Genomic DNA, 21,442 nt, shown 5'->3' on the forward strand with positions numbered 1-21,442 from the left:
ATTTAAAATTAATCTAAATAAACTTGTTCTAACAAAATTCTGTTTTTATATTTGCTGCTCAATAATTTTAATCAGTCTAAATAAAGTAATATGAAAAAGCTGTTCTTATCAGCAATCTTAGGTGGGTTAACGCTTACCTCTTGTTCATCTGACGATGATGTTTCACCAGAAAACCCAAAGTTGGAGGTCCCTGAAACCTATACTTTTGAAAGAGATGCTAATTCTAGCGTAAGTTACTCAGGTCAAACTACAAGGCTGCAAATGACTTCCGAAATATTGGCTAAGTTTACCGATTTTGAAAATGGAAGCGAAACACTTTTGCTTGATATGTTTGTAAATGAAAATGCTCCTTTTGAGAATGCAAGCCTTAATGAATCCTCCAAAAGTATAAAATCTAAAGTAGCGGCTTCCAAATTGTATTTTTCAGCAAATACAGTAGAAAGTGCCGAGATTAAAGGTGACTTTGATTCTTATATTTCTGAGCAATTTACAGCAGTAAAAGCTAATAAAGAAGTTTTGGCCGATACCGGTAAAGCGGGCCAAATAGCCCAGGGGACTAAGGTTCGGTATGTTAATGAAAAAGGTTTGGAAATGAACCAGGCTTTTGCAAAAGGCCTTATTGGAGGGCTGTTGGCCGATCAAATTTTAAATAACTATCTGTCTCGGGAAGTTTTGGATGAAGGCGATAATCGTGCTAATAATGATGCCGGTATGCTTGAAGAAGGTAAAAATTACACCACCATGGAGCATAAGTGGGATGAGGCTTACGGGTACCTTTACGGAGATCCTTCTATTCCACAACAAGATCCCAATTCGGTTTTAAATGAAAGTGATGATGCCCTTTTGTTTAAATATATGGGGAGTGTAAATGACGATAGTGATTTTGAAGGTATAGCCGAAGAAACTTTTGAAGCTTTTAAAACGGGTAGGGCAGCTATTGTTGCCGGAGATTACCAGGCTCGTGATGCCCAGGTAAAAATTATTCGTGAGAATATTTCTAAAATTATTGCTGTAAAGACAGTATATTATCTACAGGCAGGTAAAGAGCAAATGGCTGAGGGGCAAACCGGAGCTGCATTTCATTCGCTTTCTGAAGCTTATGGATTTATTTATAGTCTTAGGTTTACCCATAACCCGGAAACAGGTGCACCCTATATTTCTGCCGATAATGTTGAAAATTATTTAGGACAGTTAATGAGTGGGGATGGTTTTTGGGAAGTGACACCAGAGACTTTAGATACTATTTCTGAAGAAGTTGCTGCTGCCTTCGATTTTACGGTAGCAGAAGCATAATTAAAAAACTTTACCGGAGCTGAACTATTTTTTCTGCTCCGGTTTTTAATATTTATAGCTATGACTAAGATTTCAAAATTTTTATTGATCGCAATGTTAGCATTTGCCGTTGCTTGCAGTACAGATGATGGTGAGGGTGGCGATTCTACCGGTTCAGATAATTTTGACAGGGGCAAAATGCTGGCCAATTGGGCCGATAATATAATTGTGCCTTCTTTTGTGGCTTTTCAAGAGGAGACACAAAAGCTGGAAGATATAGCTAAGGCTTTTGCAGAAACTCCAAATCTTGCGGTATTAAAAACGCTTAGGGCTCAATATAAGGTAGCTTATCAGGAGTTTCAAACGGTGGAGATGTTTCAAATTGGAAAAGCTGAAGAATTAGGTTACAGAAATTTCCTAAATACATACCCAACCAAAACAGAAAATATTGAATCTAAAATAGCTTCCGGAAGTTATAATCTTGAATTGCCTTCAAGTTATGCAGAACAAGGTTTTCCTGCTTTAGATTACTTGTTGTACAGCTACGGAACGGCAGAAGAGACCCTGGGGGCTTTAACTGCAAATCCAGAATCTATCAATTATATACTGTCTGTGGCCGAACATATCAATACCTTAACTGCTGAGGTTACAACTTCCTGGCAAGGTGATTACAGAGATACCTTTGTAAATAATACCAGTTCTTCAAGTACCGGTTCGGTAGATAGATTTACCAACGATTATGTAATGTATTATGAAAAAATACTAAGATCTGGAAAAATTGGTTATCCTGCCGGTGCTTTTACCGGTTCACCTTCACCAGGAAATGTTGAAGGGCTTTATGCCGGAGATATTTCGAAGAATTTATACCTGCAGGCGCTGGATAGCTTTGAAGATTTTTACTATGGGGTTCAGCTTAACGGGGGTGAAAATGGACCAAGTTATTTCCAGTATTTAAAATATATGGAAGATAAAACAGATTCAGAGAGTTTAACGGCTTCTATATCAGATCAGTTTTCGGCCATTAGAAATCAAAGCTCAGACCTGGATGATAATCTTAGGTTACAGGTAGAAACCGATAATTCTAAGATGTTAGCGGCTCATGATGAGCTTCAAAAGCTGGTAATCCTCTTAAAAGTAGATATGATGCAAACGCTTTCAATTAGCGTAGATTATGTAGATTCAGACGGTGATTAATTGATGCAAACCGTGCTAAGTAAATATCTAAAAAAATCAACGGAAGCCGCCCCTTTGGCGGTTTTTCGTTTGTTTTTTGGTCTTATGATGTTTGCCAGTATAGTACGTTTTTGGCTAAATGGCTGGATAGAAAAATTATATATCACACCAAAATTCTTCTTTTCTTATTACGGGTTTGAATGGGTTAAACCTTTGGGAGAATATACTTATCTAATTTTTATACTTTGTGGTATTGCGGCTTTAATGGTTGCCGTAGGTTATAAATATCGTTTGGCTATTATATTGTTTTTCCTAAGCTTTACCTATATAGAGCTTATGGATAAAACTACTTATCTTAATCATTATTACTTTATTAGTATTCTTAGTTTTTTAATGATTTTTTTACCCGCTAATGTCTATTTCTCTATAGATGCCCGGCAAAATCCCGCCAAAGCTTTTCAAAAAATACCACAGTGGTGCATAGATGTAATTAAATTATTGCTGGGAATTGTGTATTTCTATGCTGGCCTGGCAAAAATTAATTCCGATTGGCTTTTTAGGGCCATGCCTTTAAAAATATGGTTGCCATCAAAATATGATCTTCCTTTCCTGGGCAATCTTATGCAACAGGAATGGGTGCATTATGCTTTTAGCTGGAGTGGAATGTTATACGATCTTTCAATTCCTTTTTTGTTGCTTTACAAAAGAACCCGCTTTGTAGCATTTTTAATGGTGATCGTTTTCCATGTCCTTACACGTGTGCTTTTCCCAATAGGCATGTTTCCATTTATTATGATTGTTAGCGCATTGATCTTTTTTAGTCCGAAAATCCATCATGGTATATTAGGTTTAATATCAAAGTGGTTTAGTATATCGAAACAAAAATTTGACAATCTAAAGACCTACCAGTTTTTAGGGGTAAAGAAAAACCTAAGTCTGGGCGTGATTACAGTCTTTTTTATTATTCAGCTTTTATTCCCGTGGCGATATTTACTGTATCCGGGCGAACTGTTTTGGACAGAAGAGGGCTTTAGGTTTTCCTGGCGGGTAATGCTTATGGAAAAAGCCGGCTATGCTCAGTTTAAAGTGGTAAACGCTGAGACTGGAAAGCGATTTTATGTAGATAATTCAGATTTTCTTACACCCTTTCAGGAGAAACAAATGTCTTTTCAGCCCGATTTTATTCTTGAATATGCTCATTTTTTAGCCGATCATTTTACTAAAGATGGTCATGAAAATATTGAAATCTACGTAGAAAATTATGTGGCGCTTAACGGAAGAAAGAGCACTCCCTATATAGACCCGCAGGTTAATTTGCTTAATTTCGCGGACTCTTTTAAACATAAAACATTCATTTTACCATTTAAGGATGAAATTAAAGGTCTTTAGTATATTAGTTTTTTTAGTGTCGTTTGGCTATGCCCAGCATAGTCTTAGCGGGAAGGTGATTTCTACTGAAACAGGGGCGCCCATACCAAATGCCGAAGTTTGGAATAGAACAACATCTGATGTAGTGGTTACCGATGAAAATGGAAACTTCGAAATTACCGGGATTAGTCAGGGCACCTATAATTTTGCTGTTTTTAGTTACGAATATGCCATCCTGGAACAGCAAATAAGCATAAATGGAGATCTTGTAATGGAGTTTAGCCTCTCGCCATTAGCCGAAAGTCTCAGCGAGGTGATGATTACCAATAGAAGAGAGCAATTATTTGCTTTAAGAAAGCTTAGAAAGGTAGAAGGAACTGCTATCTATGCCGGTAAAAAAAGTGAAGTGGTTCTTATGGATAAAGTTTCCGGAAATCTCGCCGCCAATAATGCCAGGGAGATTTATAACCAGGTGGTTGGTTTAAATATTTATGATAATGGCGATGCAGGGCTTCAATTAAATATTGGTGGGCGCGGCCTTGACCCTAACCGAACCCAGAATTTCAACACCCGGCAAAATGGTTACGATATCTCGGCCGACGTGTTGGGATATCCCGAGAGTTATTATACCCCACCGCCTGAGGCGCTAAGGGAAATTCAAGTAGTGCGAGGTGCAGCTTCCTTACAATATGGGACACAATTTGGCGGTCTCATTAATTTCAAATTTAAAAAGCCTCCGCGCGATAAAAAAATAGAATTGGTTTCAAGGCAGTCGGTAGGTTCTTATAACCTTTTTACTAGTTTTAATAGTTTGGCAGGTACTATTGGTAAGTTTAGCTACTACACTTATTACAACCACAAAACCGGAGAAGGTTTTAGGCCTAATTCAGAATATACCTCTAATAATTTCTTTTCTCATTTTGGATGGGATTTTAGCGATAAAACCAGGCTTAGTTTTGAGTATACTTATTTAGATTATATAGCCCAGCAACCTGGCGGCCTCACCGATGCACAGTTTTATGAAGACCCTACATTTAGCAATAGGGAGCGAAACTGGTTTGATGTAAACTGGAATTTATATGCGCTAAAATTTAAACATCGCTTTTCTAATAGAACAGACTTTAGTTTAAACCTGTTTGGGTTGGATGCATCGCGTAAAGCCGTTGGTTTTAGGGAAAACCGTGTCTCGCAACCTGATGATCTTTCGGCACCAAGGGAATTATTGGTAGACAATTTTTCTAATTGGGGTGCAGAGGCCAGGTTATTAAGCAGGTATAATTTATTTGATGGGGAATCGGTTTTTTTAATTGGAAGTAAATATTACGATGCCAATAATTTTCAAAAACAAGGTCCGGGAACAGTTTCGGCTAAGCCTGAATTTACTTTTACCAATAATGAATACCCAAATTACCCAAGGCAATCTGAGTACAAATTTCCAAATAAAAACCTTGCCATTTTTGGAGAAAATATCTTTAATCTTACCAATAAATTGTCGGTTACACCCGGTTTTAGGTTAGAGTATATAAATACAAAGGCCAATGGTTTTTATAAAGAAATAGTGTTAGACCTGGCCGATAATCCTTTAATTAATAGAACCAAAGAAGAGGATAAAGACCTGGAAAGAAGCTTTGTGTTATTAGGAATTGGAGCCAGCTATAACCTGGATTCATCTAATGAATTATATGCTAATTTTTCCCAAAATTACAGGTCGGTTACCTTTAGCGATATTAGAATTGTAAATCCGAGTTTTGTGGTAGATCCAAATATTTCAGAAGAACGCGGCTTTACCTCAGATTTTGGAATTAGGGGGAATTTAAAAAACTTCCTGTCTTACGACGCCAGTATATTTGGTTTATGGTATAGAGATAGGATCGGGGAAGTTTTGGGAGTTGAAGATGGCTTTATAGTTAGAAGGCGTGGAAATATTGGAGATGCGTTTATTTATGGTTTAGAAACTTTTGCCGACTGGAACATTAAGAATACTTTTTTTGAACAAGCTAAGAATTACCGATTAAACCTTTTTCTAAACACCGCTTTTACAAATTCTGAATATACCGCCTCAGAAGAAACTAATGTGGAGGGGAATCAGGTAGAGTTTATTCCCTACGTAAACCTAAAAACAGGTTTAAATTTTGGTTATGCTAATTTTCTGGCCGGTCTTCAATATACCTATTTGTCTAAGCAATATACAGATGCTACCAATGCCCCACAAGATGTTGATGATAACCAACGCGGTATAGAAGGGAGTATTCCGGCTTATGGGATTTTAGATTTTTCGGCTTCCTATAGTTTAGGTAAGTTTAAGTTAGAAACTGGGGTGAATAATCTTTTAGATAACTCCTATTTTACAAGACGAGCTACGGGTTACCCCGGTCCGGGGATTATTCCGGCACAGCCCATAACCTGGTATACAAGTCTTCAATTTAAATTTTAAAGTTTAGGTGATAGAAATGAATAATTAAAGCCTACTTAGCCTGAATCAGGAATATTATTCAGCTTAAAAAAGTACTTGTTTTTTATTTAAACCTATTCTAAATAATTATATTTGAACAAAATTTTAAAAAAGATAGCAATGAAGAAAACATTAATTGGTCTTCTGGCATTAAGCTTAGTCTTTTCCTGCAAGAACGCAGAAGAGAAAGATAAAAATACTGAGGAAGAAAAAACTCAAGAAGTAAATGTTTATACTCATAGACATTATGAGTCGGACCAGGAGTTGTTTAAACAATTTGAAGAAGAATCGGGGATTACTGTAAATGTAATAAATGCCAACGCCGATGAGCTTATACAAAAAATGAGCATGGAAGGAGAGCAATCTCCCGCCGATGTGCTTATTACTGTAGATGCAGGTAGATTAGAAAGAGCTAAAAGCGGTGGGCTTTTGCAAGCGGTGTCTTCAAAAACCCTGGAAGAAACCATTCCGTCTCATCTTAAAGATGCCGATAACCATTGGTTCGGACTTACCAAAAGAGCAAGGGTTATAGCCTATGCTAAAGATAGGGTAGATGAGAGTGAATTATCTACTTATGAGGATTTAGCTTCAGAAAAATGGAAAAATAAGCTTTTAATACGTTCTTCCGGGAATATTTACAATCAGTCACTTATGGCTTCTATTATGGTTCATAATGGGGAAGAAGAGGCGAAAAAATGGGCTGAGGCAATCGTTGAAAATATGGCGCGGGCTCCTAAAGGGAATGATCGTGACCAGGTGAAAGCGGTAGTTGCAGGAGAAGGTGATCTTGCTGTTGTAAACACTTATTATATAGGTAAACTTTTAAATTCTGAAGATCCCGAAGAAGTAAAAGCAGGAGAGAGTATTAAACTTTTCTTTCCTAATCAGGATGGTCGTGGCACACACATTAATGTAAGTGGGGCCGGGGTGGCAAAATATGCTCCTAATAAAGAAAATGCTATTAAATTTATAGAGTTTTTAATTTCTGAAAAAGCTCAAAAAGTTTTTGCCCATTCAAACTATGAATACCCAATAAACGAAGCGGTAGCACCTGCAGCATTATTACAGGAATGGGGCGAATTTAAAGAAGATACCCTTAATCTTTCTAAACTTGGCGAAAACAATAAAAAAGCAGTAATGCTATTTGATGAAGCAGGCTGGAAATAATAGTGACATATTCTCAATAAAAGCCAGGTTAAGGAGGCTTAAAAGAGATACAAATCGATGGTCAATTTTTACATTGGCCATCGTTCTTTTTATCACCTTACCGGTAATTGCTATTGCAGTAAAACTATTGGAGGGGCCCGGGGAAACCTGGTGGCATCTTGTAGATAATCTATTGGTAGACTACATAGGGAACTCCTTTTTTCTGATTTTTGCCTGTAGTTTGTTAGTGCTTATCACCGGGGTGGGTACAGCCTGGTTGGTAGCGCGTTTTGAATTTCCCTTTAGAAAACAACTGGAGTGGTTGCTTATACTTCCATTGGCTATTCCATCTTACATCGTAGCCTATGCCTATGCCGGGGTGTTTGATTATGGCGGAAGCCTTGATCTTATTTTTAGATTTCTAAATCTGGAATTTATTCGAATAGATATTATGAATAAATATGGGCTGGCCTATGTATTAAGTATTTCCCTTTTTCCTTATGTTTATGTTAGTTCGCGTGCCTTTTTCTTAAACCAGGCAGGAAATTTACTGGAAGCTTCAACGATGTTGGGGGTGGGAGAGTTTAAATCTTTTTTTAGACTTATGTTGCCATTGGCAAGACCGGCAATTATTGCGGGACTCATATTGGTACTCATGGAGGTTTTAAATGATTATGGTGCGGCACAGTATTTTGGAGTTAATACTTTTACAACCGGTATTTTTAGGGCCTGGTTCTCTCTGGAAGAACCGGAAACTGCTGTTTACCTTTCAGCATTACTCATCTTTATAGTTTTTGCATTAATTTTAATCGAGAAATGGCAGCGAAAAAGTGTTCAGGTTTCCGGAAATAGGGCTTCCAGATATATTCATAGAAAAACCGGTACCCGACTAATGCAAAACCTAAAGTTTTTATTGGTATTAATTCCCGTAATCTTAGGCTTTTTTATTCCTGTGGCGCAATTAGGCTATTGGGCATTTTTAACGGCCGAACAAGTGTTCGATTTTAATTTTATTCAACTTTCATTACAAAGTTTTGGGATAGCTTTCATCACCTCTTTGGTAACGGTGCTTTTTGCTACCTTACTCATTTATTTTGCTAAATGGAGTAATACCAGCGGAATTAAAAGTATATCTAAATTTGGGGTTTTAGGTTATGCAATTCCCGGAGCTGTTGTGGCCATTGGGATTATGATTCCTACGCTTGCTTTCGATAAATGGTTTATAGTTACGATGGATTCACTTTTTGGAATTAAAACCGGATTTTTATTTAACGGTACCCTGGTGGCACTGGTCTATGCCTATAGCGTTAGATTTATGGCGGTAGCGCATAACCCAATAGAATCTACCGCTTTAAAAGTAAGTAATAGTATACCAGATTCGTCTAAGATGCTGGGTGTGGGAAACTTTAAGACCTTTTTTAAAATAGAGTTTCCACTTATTAAAACCGGGATTTTAAGTGCGATGATATTGGTGTTTATTGATGTATTAAAAGAACTACCGCTTACGTTAATTTTAAAACCTTTTCATATTAACACACTCGCAGTGAAGGCTTTTGAATATGCAAGCGATGAAATGGTTATGGAGGCTGCCATTCCTTCATTATTTATTATCTTCACGGCAACAATTCCGGTGATATTTTTGAATAAATTATTGATAAAAGACTAGTATGCTAAGCCTGGACTCCATTTCTAAAAGCTTTGATAAAGGTAGAAATTTTGCCTTAAAGGAGGTTTCTTTTAATTTAGAAAAGGGAAATGTTTGTGCTATTGTTGGTGAAAGCGGAAGCGGAAAAACAACCCTGGTTCGGCTTATTGCGGGCTTGGAAAGGCCAGATCACGGTAGCATTGTGCTAAATGGTAAAGAGCTGTCTTCGGTCAATAAACTAGTGCCGCCCGAAAAACGGAAAATAGGTTTGGTTTTCCAGGAATATGCTTTATTTCCCCACTTTAACCTTTTAAAAAATGTAACCTACGGGATTTCTAAGCTTAAGAATAAAAAAGAACGCGCCCTGGAGATGTTGGATTTGGTTGGCCTAAGCGGATTGGAAAAACGTTATCCGCATCAACTTTCAGGAGGACAGCAACAACGAGTTGCCCTGGCCCGGGCTTTGGCGCCAGAGCCTTCTTTGTTGATTTTAGATGAACCCTTTAGCAATCTTGATGCGATGCTAAGAATGCAGTTGCGTAGCCAGGTGTTTGAAATTATCAAGAAAACTGGCGTTACCGCAATTTTTGTGACTCACGATACGCAGGATGCTCTTTCTGTGGCCGATGAAATTCTTATTCTTCAACACGGAAAAGTAATTCAAAAAGACCAGGCTTCAAACTTGTATACAAAACCTAATTCGGTGTATGTGGCTTCTCTTTTTGGAAATACTATTCAACTAAATAAAGAATTACAAACCGCTTTTAATTGTCCTTTAAACCCCAATTGTAATCATGCTATACGCAACGAAAACCTTAGTATTAACGAGGAATGCGAGTATATTACCCATGCCAGGGTTTTGAAGAAAACCTTTATGGGGAATACCACCCAATTGTTGTTAAAGTTAGACAACGGTCATCAGGTTTCGGTGGTTACTAAAGAGACTCATGTGGCCGATAGGATAAAGATTGGCTTTAATTCTACCGATGTACTCGAATTTGGTAGCTAAATTTCCCCTAAAGTAATTTTCTGATAACTAATAGGTTTTAAACCTATTTTTTCTATAAAAAACGTATATTTGCACGCAATTAAATCTTTAATTGCTATGATCGCACACGAATCCAAAATTTTAGGAGAAGGCCTTACTTACGATGATGTATTGCTTGTCCCTGCTTATTCTGAAGTACTACCACGGGAAGTAAGTATCCGTACAAAATTCACTAAAAATATTTCTATAAACGTTCCTATTGTATCGGCAGCGATGGATACGGTAACCGAATCCAGAATGGCCATTGCTATGGCCCGTGAAGGTGGAATTGGTGTGCTGCATAAAAATATGACTGTAGAGCAACAAGCTCTAAAGGTACGAAAGGTGAAACGAGCTGAAAGCGGAATGATTATAGATCCCGTAACCTTGCCTATTAATGCAAGTGTGAGCGATGCTAAAGCAAGTATGCGCGAGCATAGTATTGGTGGAATTCCAATTGTAGATGAAGATGGGAAATTGTTGGGAATTGTAACCAATAGGGATTTGCGTTTCGAGAAAAACCTTAAACGCCCAATCGCTGAGGTAATGACTTCAGAGAACCTGGTAACTGTAGCTGAAGGGACATCCCTGGAACAGGCTGAGGATATTTTACAGGAAAATAAGATTGAAAAACTTCCGGTAGTAAACAATAGCAATAAGTTAGTTGGGCTTATTACTTTTAGGGATATTACTAAACTTACCCTTAAGCCCAACGCCAATAAAGATAGTTTTGGAAGGCTTCGCGTAGCAGCAGCGGTAGGAGTTACTGCTGATGCTGTAGAGAGAGCTGAGGCTCTTGTGAATGCTGGAGTAGATGCCATTATTATTGATACTGCCCATGGCCATACCAAAGGGGTGGTAACAGTGCTAAAAGATGTAAAAGCCAAATTTCCAGACCTGCAAGTGGTTGTAGGAAATATCGCTACCGGTGAGGCTGCAAAATATTTGGTAGAAGCTGGTGCAGATGCGGTTAAAGTAGGAATTGGTCCTGGTTCTATTTGTACTACCAGGGTAGTTGCCGGAGTTGGTTTTCCACAATTTTCAGCGGTACTTGAAGTAGCTTCAGCCCTAAAAGGCAGTGGTGTTCCGGTTATCGCCGATGGAGGAATTCGTTATACGGGAGATATTCCGAAAGCACTGGCTGCGGGAGCAGATTGTGTGATGCTAGGTTCTTTACTTGCCGGGACCAAAGAATCTCCGGGGGAAACTATTATTTACGAAGGAAGAAAATTTAAGTCATACCGCGGAATGGGATCTGTAGAGGCCATGCAAAAAGGATCTAAAGACCGTTATTTCCAGGATGTTGAAGACGATATTAAAAAACTGGTACCTGAAGGTATTGTGGGGCGTGTTCCTTACAAAGGTGAGCTTGAAGAAAGTATCCACCAATTTGTGGGAGGTCTAAAAGCAGGAATGGGCTATTGCGGTGCAAAAGATGTAGAGACTCTTAAAGAGACAGCAAAGTTCGTTAAAATTACGGCTTCTGGAATTCACGAAAGTCATCCACACGATGTAACTATCACCAACGAATCGCCTAACTATAGTAGGTAGATACGTTTACTTTTATCACAATAAAAAAGTCCCCGTAAGTTTTAAAACTTACGGGGACTTTTTATAAGGAGTAAAGTCTTTATTAAGTTAAAGCTTGTTTCAACCTGTATCACCAATTAAGTGTCATGTTGCAAGCAGGTTGTAACAAACTTCAATTATTTTAAAAGGCACTATTCTTTGTTTGTGCCGGCCGCTTTGGGTTCTACTCCCATTTTAGACATCACTTTTTCGGTAATATCATATTCTTCTGCCGAAAATGCGAGGTTGTTGCCACCTGCGTGAAAGATTTGGGTGAATCCTTCTGCGGCAATTACCTGGCGCATTGCGGCGTCAATTTTCTCATAAAGTGGTTTGGTAAGCTCGTTTCTTCGCATTTGCATCATTAATTGTGCTCTTTGCCTAAACTGCTTTATTTGGTTTTCGAGTTCAATAATTTCAGATTCGCTTTCCTGGCGGGCTTCAGCAGCAAGGCTTTCGGCATTGGCCTGGTATTTTTTTACAAGGGTGTCGTATTGTTTTACATTAGTTTGGAAGTCTTGCTGTAATTTTTTGTCGTAGGCTTCCAGTCCTTTATTTACTTCTTCCATTTCAGGCATTTGGGAAAGAATGTAATCGGTATCTATAGTTCCTATCTTGCTTTGGGCACTAGCAAAAATGCTAAAAGTTAAAAAGGCAATTATTAAACTGCTTCGTATCATAATAAAATTGTTTTTGGCAAATATAATAGCAGCTTTTAATTATTCATATTAAAATGTGAAACTATTTCTTAATCTAACACGCTTTGGTTGTTTTCTACAAAATTTTTAAAATCTTTCATATATTGATTAGTCTGTTTTTTAAAAGCGCCCGGCATAAATAAGCCCATGAGCTTCATAAAACCACTAAAAATAAACTCGTTTTGTGATATCCAAAGCGTATGGTTCTCTTCAGTTTCTTTAAAACTATTTTTCTGAATATTATAGACGCCTTTGGCCGAATAGTTTGCGTGAAAAATAGCCGGAAGCTTATTTTCTACAATGGTCTCTACCATTTCAATTTCTCGCTTTCCCATTTTATATATTAGCATATTTTTGGAGCCTTTATCTCCTAAATTTCCGGAAATAGGTGTCATAGAGATAAATCCGCGCTGCCAATGCTTCATGTTATCTGGATTGCTAAATTTTTTAATTACTTCGGGCAGGGGCTTTTTAATTTTAATTTCACTGGTATATTTCATATTAAAAGCTTTTTATGGAACTTGAATAAAACAATTAATAAATACTTCATTTAAAGATACTTAAGAAAATTCAATTATATACTTATAATTTTTGCTTACTTGTAATCGTTTAAATATAAGCTTGTAGAACCTAAATGAATTCTTATTTTTGCTTACCGGCAATTTACAGGCTCTTAGATATTTAATAATGGTATGTATATTGTTAGTGCAATAATTGAAAATGTTGAAAATAGTACCTGTATTTATAGTTTTTTTACTAAGCGGTTTTATGCTTGCGGGTTGTTCCTATCTTGAAAAAGAGGATGATAGGGAAGTTGTGGTAAGGGTTAATGATACTTATTTGTATAAGGAAGATATTAATGCCTTAATCAATGAAAATACTTCTGCAGAAGACAGTGCAATTATTGTTTCTAATTATATAAATAATTGGGCCACGCAGCAATTGCTTATAGATAGGGCACAATTAAATCTTCCGGAGAGTCAACTTAGGGAATTTAAAGACCTTATAGAAAACTATAAGAATGAGCTTTATACCAGTGCCTATAAAGATGCGGTGGTAAGTAGGGAGTTAGACAGTACTTTGTCTATTGAAGAAAAGCAGTCATACTTTGAAGAGAATAAAGGAAATTTTAAGCTTTCAGACGATTTATTGAAACTAAGATATGTAAGCCTGGCTCCAAAAAATACCAAAATAGATGAAATAGCCTCTTACTTAACTAGCTTTGAAGAAGAGGATATAGAGGAACTTGAGAAAATTTCACTTCAGTTTAAGAATTATTCTCTAAACGATTCGGTTTGGGTAAAGTTAAAAACGGTATACAATAAAATTCCTGCGCTCACCATAGAGCATAGAGATAAACTTTTAAACAAATCTAATTTTCTTCAGGTAGAAGATTCATTAGGCGTATATTTGATTTTTATAAAAGATGTGTTGGAGCGTGGGGAAGATGCGCCCTTTGAATATGCCGAGCCAACAATTGAGAAAATTTTGCTGAATAAGCGAAAATTAAACCTGATAAAAGAACTTGAAAAAGATATTACAAAAGATGCAATTAAAAATGAAGAATTTGAAATCTATAATTAAAACCACCCGCTTGCTTTTAGCCATTTTATTTGGCTTTACCGGTTATGCTCAGGATGTAATTGTTACCGATAGTACGGCCATTCAGCCAGAAGATGAAATTGCAAAGAATACGGTTGCCCAGGAAAACAGTTCAGAGCGCAGAAAGGTAGATGGAATTGCCGCAGTAATTGGTGATTATATTATTCTGGACAGCGATGTAGACATGATGTATAAGGATATGCAGAGCCAGGGAATGTCTACCGCTGATGTTACCGATTGCCAACTGGCAGGTTCTTTAATGGAAAATAAGTTGTATGCACACCACGCTATCCAGGATAGTATTATTATTATGGATGCCGAAGTAAATAATTATATAGACCAACAAATTTCTGAAATGGTTCGCCAGGTAGGTTCCATGGAAAAGGTGCTTGAGTTTTATAACAAAGAAAATGAAGCTGAATTTAGAAGTGAATTGTTCGAGCTAAACAAAGAGCGCCAATTGGCCAGTCGTATGCAGCAACGAATTATTGAAGGGGTAGAAATTACCCCAGAAGAAGTGAGGGCTTTTTATGAAAGTATTCCTGAAGATGAACGCCCGGTTTTTGGAGAAGAAATAGAGCTTAGCCAAATTGTGATAAAACCTGAAATTCCCGAAAGTGAAAAACAAAAAGTAATAGATCGTTTAAATGAATTTAGGGCAGATGTCTTAGATAATGATGCGAGTTTTGCTACAAAGGCAGTTTTATATTCACAAGATCCTGGGAGTGCCAGTGAAGGTGGCGCAATTTCGCTCTCCAGAAAAGATAATTTTGTAAAAGAGTTTAAAGATGTTGCTTTTAGCCTTCAGGAAGGTGAAGTAAGTGAGCCTTTTGAAACCGAATTTGGGTATCATATTATTCAAATAGATAGAATTAGGGGGCAAAATGTAGATTTAAGACATATACTTCTTATTCCTGATGTGACCAATACCTCTGTTGAGGAGGCCAAGGCTAAGATAGATAGTATAAGAAAAAGGCTGGATGAAGGTGTTTTAGATTTTGCCGAAGCTGCTCGTGAATTTTCTGACCAGGAGGAAACTAGAGGAGATGGTGGTAAACTTATTAATCCACAAACAGGTAGTACTCGTTTTGAAGAACTTGCTCGAGTAGATCCTAAGTTATATCGAGAAGTTGGAGAATTACAGGAAGGTGAAATTTCTTTAAGGTTGCGTGATCAAGATAGAACAGGGCGTCCGTTTTTTAAACTGGTAAGAATAGATAAAAGAATTGCAGAGCACAAAGCTAACTATGCTAAAGATTTTTCTAAAATAAAAGAGTTGGCATTACGAGATAAACAACTGGAAGCTATTGAGGAATGGCAGAAAGAAAAAATTGGGGATACTTACATTAAAGTAAACGGTAAGTTTAAAGATTGTGAGTATAGTAGTAACTGGTTAAAAAAATAGTTTTTTATCAATGTCAGATGTTGCTCTTGTAGAAAATCTGGTGCGTAAACACCGCGATTTAAAAAACGAAATTGCTAAAACTATTGTAGGGCAGGATGTGGTTGTAGACCAAATCCTGCTTTCTATTTTTTCAGGAGGGCATTCTTTGCTTGTGGGGGTTCCCGGTTTGGCAAAAACTTTAATGGTAAATACCATTGCCAGGGTGCTGGGCCTTGATTTTAAAAGAATTCAATTTACGCCCGATTTGATGCCCAGTGATATTCTTGGTGCCGAAATCCTGGATGAGAACAGAACCTTTAAATTTATAAAAGGTCCGGTTTTTTCCAATATAATTCTTGCCGACGAGATTAACCGAACTCCGCCCAAAACTCAGGCAGCTTTACTGGAAGCCATGCAAGAAAGGTCTGTAACCGTTGCCGGGCATCATTACCGCCTGGCCAATCCTTATTTTGTACTGGCTACACAAAATCCAATTGAGCAGGAAGGGACTTATCCGTTACCAGAAGCACAATTAGACCGGTTTATGTTTTCTATCTTGTTGGAATATCCTAGTTTTAAGGAAGAAGTAGCTATTGTAAAAAGTACCACAACAGATACAACCCAAAAAATAAACGCCTTATTTACTGCGGAAGAAATTGTGGAAATTCAGCAATTAATTCGTAGAATACCCGTGGCCGATAACGTGGTAGAATACGCAGTGAAACTGGTAGGAAAAACCAGGCCTAATACTGCCGAAGCTCCTGAACTTATAAGAAATTACCTCGATTGGGGAGCAGGGCCAAGAGCTTCACAAAACCTAATTCTTGCCGCAAAATCCCACGCTGCCGTAAATGGAAAGTTTTCACCAGATATAGAAGATGTGCAGGCAGTAGCTATAGGTATTTTACGTCACAGAATCATTAAAAACTATAAAGCTGAAGCCGAAGGTATTTCTGAAGAAAAGATAATTCAAAACCTCTTATAATGATTCAGCACTTTATTAATTATAGAGTACTGGTTAGTATTGTTTTCTATATTTTATGGGGGAGTGATTTTATTACAAATGAGCTGGAACTAAGTAAAGAAGTAAGTACTTACTTCAATTGGACTGCACTTGTGATGCTTTTTATATTCTGGTTGTTTATTTTATTTGATATAAGTAAGCAGAATTTAAAAGATAAAACTTTTTGGATACTCTCTATGTTTCTCCTGCCTTTCTTTTCTCCAATAGTTTATTTATTCAACAGAAAAAATTTGATACACCTTCAAAACAATAAGTTTAGAAGTTTTTAATGATAAAATACGTTTTATCGTCATTTAGGCCTTGTTGTAATATCATCTGTAAATTGGAGGTGATTCTATAACAGTTGTTATAATTCTGTAGTTTGCCAATTTCCATTCCGAGATTTTAAAGTTTCGCTTGTAATAGTCCTCGTTCCTCTAAATAAGTAAAGTACTTCACTTAGAGCTACCAGTCAAATTCAGAAATAACTTAGACTTTTAAAAGATATCAGGGTGAAGCCACTTTCAGTTTTAAACAAATAAACTTAAGGAATTGCTTTTTTAATCTCGCTGAGCTTATCAAGAATGGGTTTAAATTTTATTTTCTTCCCGGCAACGGATTATATTTTTTTTAATCTTATTAAGTTAATTTATTAAATTCATAAATTTCAACCTAATTATTAGTTTTAGTTGAATTTTAACTATCTATAATTGCGAAATGAAAAATTATTTTCATTAAATTTTGATAATCACTTCTTATTTTCAAAATCCACTCGAAATCCTTATTTTTGCTAGACTTTTTTAGAACTAAAATACATAATAATATGGCATACGATATTGATATGATCAAGAAGGTTTACAGCCAAATGGCCGAGCGTGTAAATACAGCGCGTGAGGTTGTTGGAAAACCTTTAACCCTTTCAGAGAAAATCCTTTATTCGCATTTATGGGATGGTGCGGCCAAAGAGGCCTACCAAAGAGGAAAAGACTATGTAGAATTTGCGCCAGACAGGATTGCCTGCCAGGATGCAACTGCCCAAATGGCTTTATTGCAATTTATGCAAGCCGGGAAAAAGCAGGTTGCAGTACCTACTACAGTGCATTGTGATCATCTTATCCAGGCCAAAATGGGAGCTGCTATAGATTTGCAGGCTGCCAATAAATCCAGTAGTGAGGTTTTTGATTTTCTGGAATCTGTTTCAAATAAATATGGAATAGGATTTTGGAAACCCGGTGCAGGTATTATTCACCAGGTAGTATTAGAAAATTATGCTTTCCCTGGAGGGATGATGATTGGTACCGATTCGCATACGGTAAATGCCGGTGGTTTAGGAATGGTTGCCATTGGTGTTGGTGGAGCCGATGCCGTAGATGTAATGGCCGGAATGCCCTGGGAACTTAAATTCCCTAAACTTATTGGAGTTAAATTAACCGGAAAACTTTCTGGTTGGACGGCTCCTAAAGATGTTATTTTAAAAGTAGCCGGAATACTTACCGTAAAAGGTGGAACCGGTGCAATTATAGAATATTTTGGTGAAGGTGCCCGCTCTATGTCGGCTACCGGAAAAGGAACCATTTGTAATATGGGGGCTGAAGTTGGCGCAACCACTTCAACTTTTGGGTATGATGAGTCTATGGATCGCTACCTGCGTGCTACCAACCGCGCCGATGTGGCTGATGCGGCAAACGAAGTTAGTGAGCACCTAACCGGAGATGATGAAGTTTATGCAAATCCAGAACAGTATTTTGATGAGTTGATAGAGATTAACCTTTCAGAATTAAAGCCACACCTTAACGGGCCATTTACTCCAGATTTGGCAACGCCTATTTCTGAGATGGGGGCTAAAGCAAAAGAGAACGACTGGCCAATTAACGTAGATTGGGGATTAATAGGTTCGTGTACCAACTCTTCTTACGAAGATCTTACCCGTGCAGCATCTATTGCAAAACAAGCAGTAGAGAAAAAAGTAAAAGCAAAATCTGATTTTGGTATTAATCCGGGGTCTGAGCAAATTAGATATACCGCAGAGCGTGACGGCTTGCTTCAAATATTTGAAGATTTAGATGCAACTGTATTTACAAACGCCTGTGGACCTTGTATTGGTCAATGGGATCGTAGCGATAGAAAAGGGGAAGAAAAGAATACCATTGTACATTCTTTTAACCGTAACTTCTCTAAACGTGCCGATGGTAATCCAAATACCCACGCTTTTGTAGGTTCGCCAGAGATGGTGGCAGCAATTGCTATTTCCGGTCGTTTAGATTTTGATCCTACCCGTGATAAGTTGATGAATGAAGATGGGGAAGAGGTAATGCTAGACGAGCCAACGGGAATAGAATTACCCACAAAAGGCTTTGCAGTAGAAGATGCAGGTTATATTGCACCAAAAGAAGATGGAAGTTCAGTTGAAGTGAAAGTAGCTAAAGATAGTGAAAGGCTTCAATTATTAACTCCTTTTGAGCCATGGGATGGTAAAAACCTTACCGGAGCTAAATTGCTTATTAAAGCCTTTGGGAAATGTACCACAGACCATATCTCTATGGCCGGGCCATGGTTGCGTTATAGAGGGCATCTAGATAATATTTCTAATAACTGTCTTATTGGAGCGGTTAATGCTTTTAATAAAAAAACAAACTTTGTAAAGAATCAGCTTACAGGGGAATACGATGGCGTTCCTGCCGTGCAACGTGAGTATAAAAAAGAAGGCGTTCCAACGGTAGTTGTGGGAGATCATAACTATGGAGAAGGTTCTTCAAGAGAGCACGCGGCCATGGAGCCTCGTCATTTAGGAGTAAAAGTGGTATTGGTAAAATCTTTTGCGCGTATTCACGAAACAAACCTTAAAAAACAGGGAATGTTAGGTTTAACTTTTGATAATGAGGCCGATTATGACCTTATTCAGGAAGATGATACCTTTAACTTTATAGACCTTGAAGATTTTGCTCCAGACAAGCAAATTACAATTGAAATTGTACACGCCGATGGTAGCAAAGACACAATTAAAGCAAACCATACTTACAACCAACCTCAAATTGAGTGGTATAAGCATGGTTCGGCACTTAACTTAATTAAAAAGCAGAACGCCGCTTAATTATTTAAGACTTATATTTTATAGAGAGGCTGATTATTTGATCCTCCCGTCATTCTGAACTTGTTTCAGAATCTACAATTCTTAGGAGTTTGACCCTGAAACCAGTTCAGGGTGACGCGGAAAGAACATCAATTAATGAGCCTCTTTTTTATGCTTTAAATTGAGATGTTAAGTATCTTTGCCTTTTACGTCTAAGCATTAAAAAACGGCAATGAAGAAGCTTTTCAAGAATCAATGGAGTAATATTATTTTTATTATAATCATTTTGGCAATGATTATTCCCCAAACCCGAAAACCTATTCAAATTGTAGTAAATAAAATATTTGCTTTTAGTCCTTCTGCCACCGATGAGGAGGATAGGAAACAGCTAGAAACCTATAGCTGGACCCTGGAGACAGAATCTGGAAAAAAAATAGATTTTGCTGAATCTAAAGGAAAAGTAATCCTGGTAAACTATTGGGCTACCTGGTGTCCTCCTTGTATCGCTGAAATGCCAAGTTTTCAGGAGCTCTACAATGATTATCAAGATAAAGTAGCGTTTTATTTTATTTCGGGCGAAGATCACGAAACCACTAACAATTTTCTTAAACGTAAAGGTTACAGTTTTTCTAGCTATAGAATGCTTTCTAAAGATCCTAAGCCTTTAGATGGTTATACCTTGCCTTCTACCTATGTAATAGACAAAAACGGTACTATTGTGGTAGATAAAAAGGGTGCCGCCGATTGGAATAGTCAGAGCTTTAGGAACCTGTTGAACCAGCTTTTGGCCGAGTAATTTAAAAAGCTTTTCTAAAAAAAGATTTGATAAAGTCAAAGCTGTAAAGAGAAAACATAATTTTAAAGTCCTCTGAAACCGAAGTTTCTTCATCTAAATATTTAAAAATATCCTGTGGTGTATTTTTAGTATAGAATTTTGTGAAAATCTCTTCGCCTTTTTGGTTGTTTTGTGAGAGTACATCCAAAAATATGGCATCATATTTTCTAAACCTGTTATTGATTAGGTTTTCTCCAGGAAGTTTGCCGGCTTTAATATTTTCAATAATTTTTGAAATGCGTTTTTCGGTGTTTTTAAAGGAATAGCCTGTTGAAGGTTTTACCCAACCACCACCGGTACCAATTTTGGTGATTTGCATGCTATTTTCCTTGTCAAACGGAAAATCGGTCATAGGGATGACGCCAGATTCGGTGCTTTTAATTTCATAATCTTTAGTCTTTAATATCTTATCAAAATATTGCCGAAGTTTTTCGTCGTATACTTTGTCCTCGGTTAAAAAAGGTGAAAAGAAGGTATATTCAACTAAAGCTTTTGTTTCTGTAAAGGGGAGAATGTAAGTAAAGGCAGTGGCGTTTGGATACTTAATTCTATAATCCATCATAGTAAAAGAGCCTGGTGTAAAAACCGGGTTTTTTGTTTCTACTTCCCAGCCCTTAAAATGTTGAAAAATACTGGTGTATTTCTCACTCTCCAGATAAGATGGATCTACTCTGCTGTCGAAAAAATGAGTGGCTGTATAGGTTGTTTTTTGTCCCCTGGCCTTCATGGTAACAGGATCTATATGCTGAATATCATCAGTAATAAATTCAATGTCCTCAGATTTTTCTATTTCATTTCTTAGGTGCTGATGATAATCTGCAGCTTTTATCATTTTATATGAGTAGGGGGGGAGTTTTAAATCTATATCTGCTTTAGAAGAAATAAATCTACCTTCTTGCCAGGATGCAAAAACCAGATTATCCCATTTGCCTGAACCTTTTTCCCAAAAACACCAGGTTTTGATAGGTGTGGCAAAATCTGAATCTATGATGGCGATCTTTTTTCCTTTAAAAAAAACATCCCGGCTAAGTTGCCGGGCAAGCTGAAGACCTGCAAGACCTCCTCCAATAATTGCATAAAAATAACTGGGCCCTAACATAGACTAATGTGTGTATACGCTGTTTTTACTGATGTAACCAAAGGGTTTAATATCCTGTGGCTTGCCTCAAAATTAAAAATTTGTTTCCAACCAATTCCT

The 21,442-nt window shown here is 37.3% G+C and carries 17 protein-coding genes; 14 read left to right on the forward strand and 3 right to left on the reverse strand.

What is annotated here, in order from left to right; translation table 11 throughout:
* Positions 1–90: 90 nt before the first annotated feature.
* The 8 genes from I6U49_RS08980 to guaB all read left to right on the forward strand — a co-directional run bounded on the left by I6U49_RS08980 (position 91) and on the right by guaB (position 11,634).
* Complete coding sequence (locus I6U49_RS08980) at positions 91–1,293, forward strand: DUF4856 domain-containing protein (protein ID WP_198628427.1); 1,203 nt, start codon at positions 91–93, stop codon at positions 1,291–1,293.
* 60 nt (positions 1,294–1,353) lie between these two features.
* Positions 1,354–2,466 (forward strand): imelysin family protein, encoded by a 1,113-nt coding sequence (locus I6U49_RS08985; protein WP_198628428.1) that lies wholly within the window; start codon positions 1,354–1,356, stop codon positions 2,464–2,466.
* A gap of 3 nt (positions 2,467–2,469) precedes the next feature.
* Positions 2,470–3,834 carry an HTTM domain-containing protein gene (locus I6U49_RS08990; RefSeq protein ID WP_198628429.1) on the forward strand — a complete coding sequence of 455 codons (1,365 nt, stop codon included), beginning with the start codon at positions 2,470–2,472 and terminating at the stop codon, positions 3,832–3,834.
* The gene (locus I6U49_RS08995; RefSeq protein WP_198628430.1) at positions 3,815–6,247 is read left to right on the forward strand and encodes a TonB-dependent receptor; all 2,433 of its coding nucleotides are present in this window, start codon (positions 3,815–3,817) and stop codon (positions 6,245–6,247) included. The genes I6U49_RS08990 and I6U49_RS08995 overlap by 20 nt, the downstream gene beginning before the upstream one ends.
* 138 nt (positions 6,248–6,385) lie before the next feature.
* Positions 6,386–7,432 carry a Fe(3+) ABC transporter substrate-binding protein gene (locus I6U49_RS09000; protein ID WP_193712220.1) on the forward strand — a complete coding sequence of 349 codons (1,047 nt, stop codon included), beginning with the start codon at positions 6,386–6,388 and terminating at the stop codon, positions 7,430–7,432.
* Positions 7,413–9,077 carry an ABC transporter permease gene (locus I6U49_RS09005; RefSeq protein ID WP_198628431.1) on the forward strand — a complete coding sequence of 555 codons (1,665 nt, stop codon included), beginning with the start codon at positions 7,413–7,415 and terminating at the stop codon, positions 9,075–9,077. Before I6U49_RS09000 ends, I6U49_RS09005 begins: the two co-directional genes overlap by 20 nt.
* 1 nt (position 9,078) lies before the next feature.
* Positions 9,079–10,065, forward strand: coding sequence for an ABC transporter ATP-binding protein (locus I6U49_RS09010; RefSeq protein WP_193712222.1), 987 nt, complete (start codon positions 9,079–9,081; stop codon positions 10,063–10,065).
* Positions 10,066–10,161: 96 nt separating this feature from the next.
* Positions 10,162–11,634 carry an IMP dehydrogenase gene (gene guaB / locus I6U49_RS09015; protein WP_193712223.1) on the forward strand — a complete coding sequence of 491 codons (1,473 nt, stop codon included), beginning with the start codon at positions 10,162–10,164 and terminating at the stop codon, positions 11,632–11,634.
* 170 nt (positions 11,635–11,804) lie between these two features.
* Here the strand turns inward: guaB and I6U49_RS09020 are convergent, their stop codons facing one another.
* Together I6U49_RS09020 and I6U49_RS09025 are read right to left on the reverse strand one after the other, a co-directional pair.
* Positions 11,805–12,332, reverse strand: a complete 528-nt coding sequence (locus I6U49_RS09020; protein WP_198628432.1) for an OmpH family outer membrane protein — start codon at positions 12,330–12,332, stop codon at positions 11,805–11,807.
* 68 nt (positions 12,333–12,400) lie between these two features.
* Positions 12,401–12,850 carry an SRPBCC family protein gene (locus I6U49_RS09025; RefSeq protein ID WP_193712225.1) on the reverse strand — a complete coding sequence of 150 codons (450 nt, stop codon included), beginning with the start codon at positions 12,848–12,850 and terminating at the stop codon, positions 12,401–12,403.
* A gap of 220 nt (positions 12,851–13,070) precedes the next feature.
* On the opposite strand from I6U49_RS09025, the gene I6U49_RS09030 reads away from it, so the two are divergent.
* The 6 genes from I6U49_RS09030 to I6U49_RS09055 all read left to right on the forward strand — a co-directional run bounded on the left by I6U49_RS09030 (position 13,071) and on the right by I6U49_RS09055 (position 20,205).
* Positions 13,071–13,934, forward strand: a complete 864-nt coding sequence (locus I6U49_RS09030; RefSeq protein WP_227740429.1) for a peptidyl-prolyl cis-trans isomerase — start codon at positions 13,071–13,073, stop codon at positions 13,932–13,934.
* Positions 13,897–15,357 (forward strand): peptidylprolyl isomerase, encoded by a 1,461-nt coding sequence (locus I6U49_RS09035; protein WP_198628486.1) that lies wholly within the window; start codon positions 13,897–13,899, stop codon positions 15,355–15,357. Before I6U49_RS09030 ends, I6U49_RS09035 begins: the two co-directional genes overlap by 38 nt.
* Before the next feature lie 10 nt (positions 15,358–15,367).
* The gene (locus I6U49_RS09040) at positions 15,368–16,321 is read left to right on the forward strand and encodes an AAA family ATPase (protein WP_198628433.1); all 954 of its coding nucleotides are present in this window, start codon (positions 15,368–15,370) and stop codon (positions 16,319–16,321) included.
* A complete protein-coding gene (locus I6U49_RS09045) occupies positions 16,321–16,629 on the forward strand; it encodes a PLDc N-terminal domain-containing protein (RefSeq protein WP_198628434.1) in 309 nt (102 codons plus the stop codon). The genes I6U49_RS09040 and I6U49_RS09045 overlap by 1 nt, the downstream gene beginning before the upstream one ends.
* 533 nt (positions 16,630–17,162) lie before the next feature.
* Complete coding sequence (locus I6U49_RS09050) at positions 17,163–19,430, forward strand: aconitate hydratase (protein ID WP_193712228.1); 2,268 nt, start codon at positions 17,163–17,165, stop codon at positions 19,428–19,430.
* A 211-nt stretch (positions 19,431–19,641) separates the two neighbouring features.
* On the forward strand, positions 19,642–20,205 hold the full coding sequence (locus tag I6U49_RS09055; RefSeq protein WP_198628435.1) for a TlpA family protein disulfide reductase: 564 nt from the start codon (positions 19,642–19,644) through the stop codon (positions 20,203–20,205).
* Between the two features lies 1 nt (position 20,206).
* Here I6U49_RS09055 and I6U49_RS09060 read toward each other — a convergent pair whose 3' ends face one another.
* Positions 20,207–21,343, reverse strand: coding sequence for a lycopene cyclase family protein (locus I6U49_RS09060; protein ID WP_198628436.1), 1,137 nt, complete (start codon positions 21,341–21,343; stop codon positions 20,207–20,209).
* Between the last annotated feature and the right edge of the window lie 99 nt (positions 21,344–21,442).

It is taken from the genome of Salegentibacter maritimus (assembly GCF_016236915.1).
Taxonomy (GTDB): Bacteria; Bacteroidota; Bacteroidia; order Flavobacteriales; family Flavobacteriaceae; genus Salegentibacter; species Salegentibacter maritimus.

Bases quoted from the DNA above. Each gene is read 5' to 3' on its own strand.
- I6U49_RS08980 (WP_198628427.1), top strand. From the start codon at position 91: ATGAAAAAGCTGTTCTTATCAGCAATCTTAGGTGGGTTAACGCTTACC.
- I6U49_RS08985 (WP_198628428.1), top strand. From the start codon at position 1,354: ATGACTAAGATTTCAAAATTTTTATTGATCGCAATGTTAGCATTTGCC.
- I6U49_RS08990 (WP_198628429.1), top strand. From the start codon at position 2,470: ATGCAAACCGTGCTAAGTAAATATCTAAAAAAATCAACGGAAGCCGCC.
- I6U49_RS08995 (WP_198628430.1), top strand. From the start codon at position 3,815: ATGAAATTAAAGGTCTTTAGTATATTAGTTTTTTTAGTGTCGTTTGGC.
- I6U49_RS09000 (WP_193712220.1), top strand. From the start codon at position 6,386: ATGAAGAAAACATTAATTGGTCTTCTGGCATTAAGCTTAGTCTTTTCC.
- I6U49_RS09005 (WP_198628431.1), top strand. From the start codon at position 7,413: ATGAAGCAGGCTGGAAATAATAGTGACATATTCTCAATAAAAGCCAGG.
- I6U49_RS09010 (WP_193712222.1), top strand. From the start codon at position 9,079: ATGCTAAGCCTGGACTCCATTTCTAAAAGCTTTGATAAAGGTAGAAAT.
- guaB (WP_193712223.1), top strand. From the start codon at position 10,162: ATGATCGCACACGAATCCAAAATTTTAGGAGAAGGCCTTACTTACGAT.
- I6U49_RS09020 (WP_198628432.1), bottom strand. From the start codon at position 12,332: ATGATACGAAGCAGTTTAATAATTGCCTTTTTAACTTTTAGCATTTTT.
- I6U49_RS09025 (WP_193712225.1), bottom strand. From the start codon at position 12,850: ATGAAATATACCAGTGAAATTAAAATTAAAAAGCCCCTGCCCGAAGTA.
- I6U49_RS09030 (WP_227740429.1), top strand. From the start codon at position 13,071: ATGTTGAAAATAGTACCTGTATTTATAGTTTTTTTACTAAGCGGTTTT.
- I6U49_RS09035 (WP_198628486.1), top strand. From the start codon at position 13,897: ATGCAATTAAAAATGAAGAATTTGAAATCTATAATTAAAACCACCCGC.
- I6U49_RS09040 (WP_198628433.1), top strand. From the start codon at position 15,368: ATGTCAGATGTTGCTCTTGTAGAAAATCTGGTGCGTAAACACCGCGAT.
- I6U49_RS09045 (WP_198628434.1), top strand. From the start codon at position 16,321: ATGATTCAGCACTTTATTAATTATAGAGTACTGGTTAGTATTGTTTTC.
- I6U49_RS09050 (WP_193712228.1), top strand. From the start codon at position 17,163: ATGGCATACGATATTGATATGATCAAGAAGGTTTACAGCCAAATGGCC.
- I6U49_RS09055 (WP_198628435.1), top strand. From the start codon at position 19,642: ATGAAGAAGCTTTTCAAGAATCAATGGAGTAATATTATTTTTATTATA.
- I6U49_RS09060 (WP_198628436.1), bottom strand. From the start codon at position 21,343: ATGTTAGGGCCCAGTTATTTTTATGCAATTATTGGAGGAGGTCTTGCA.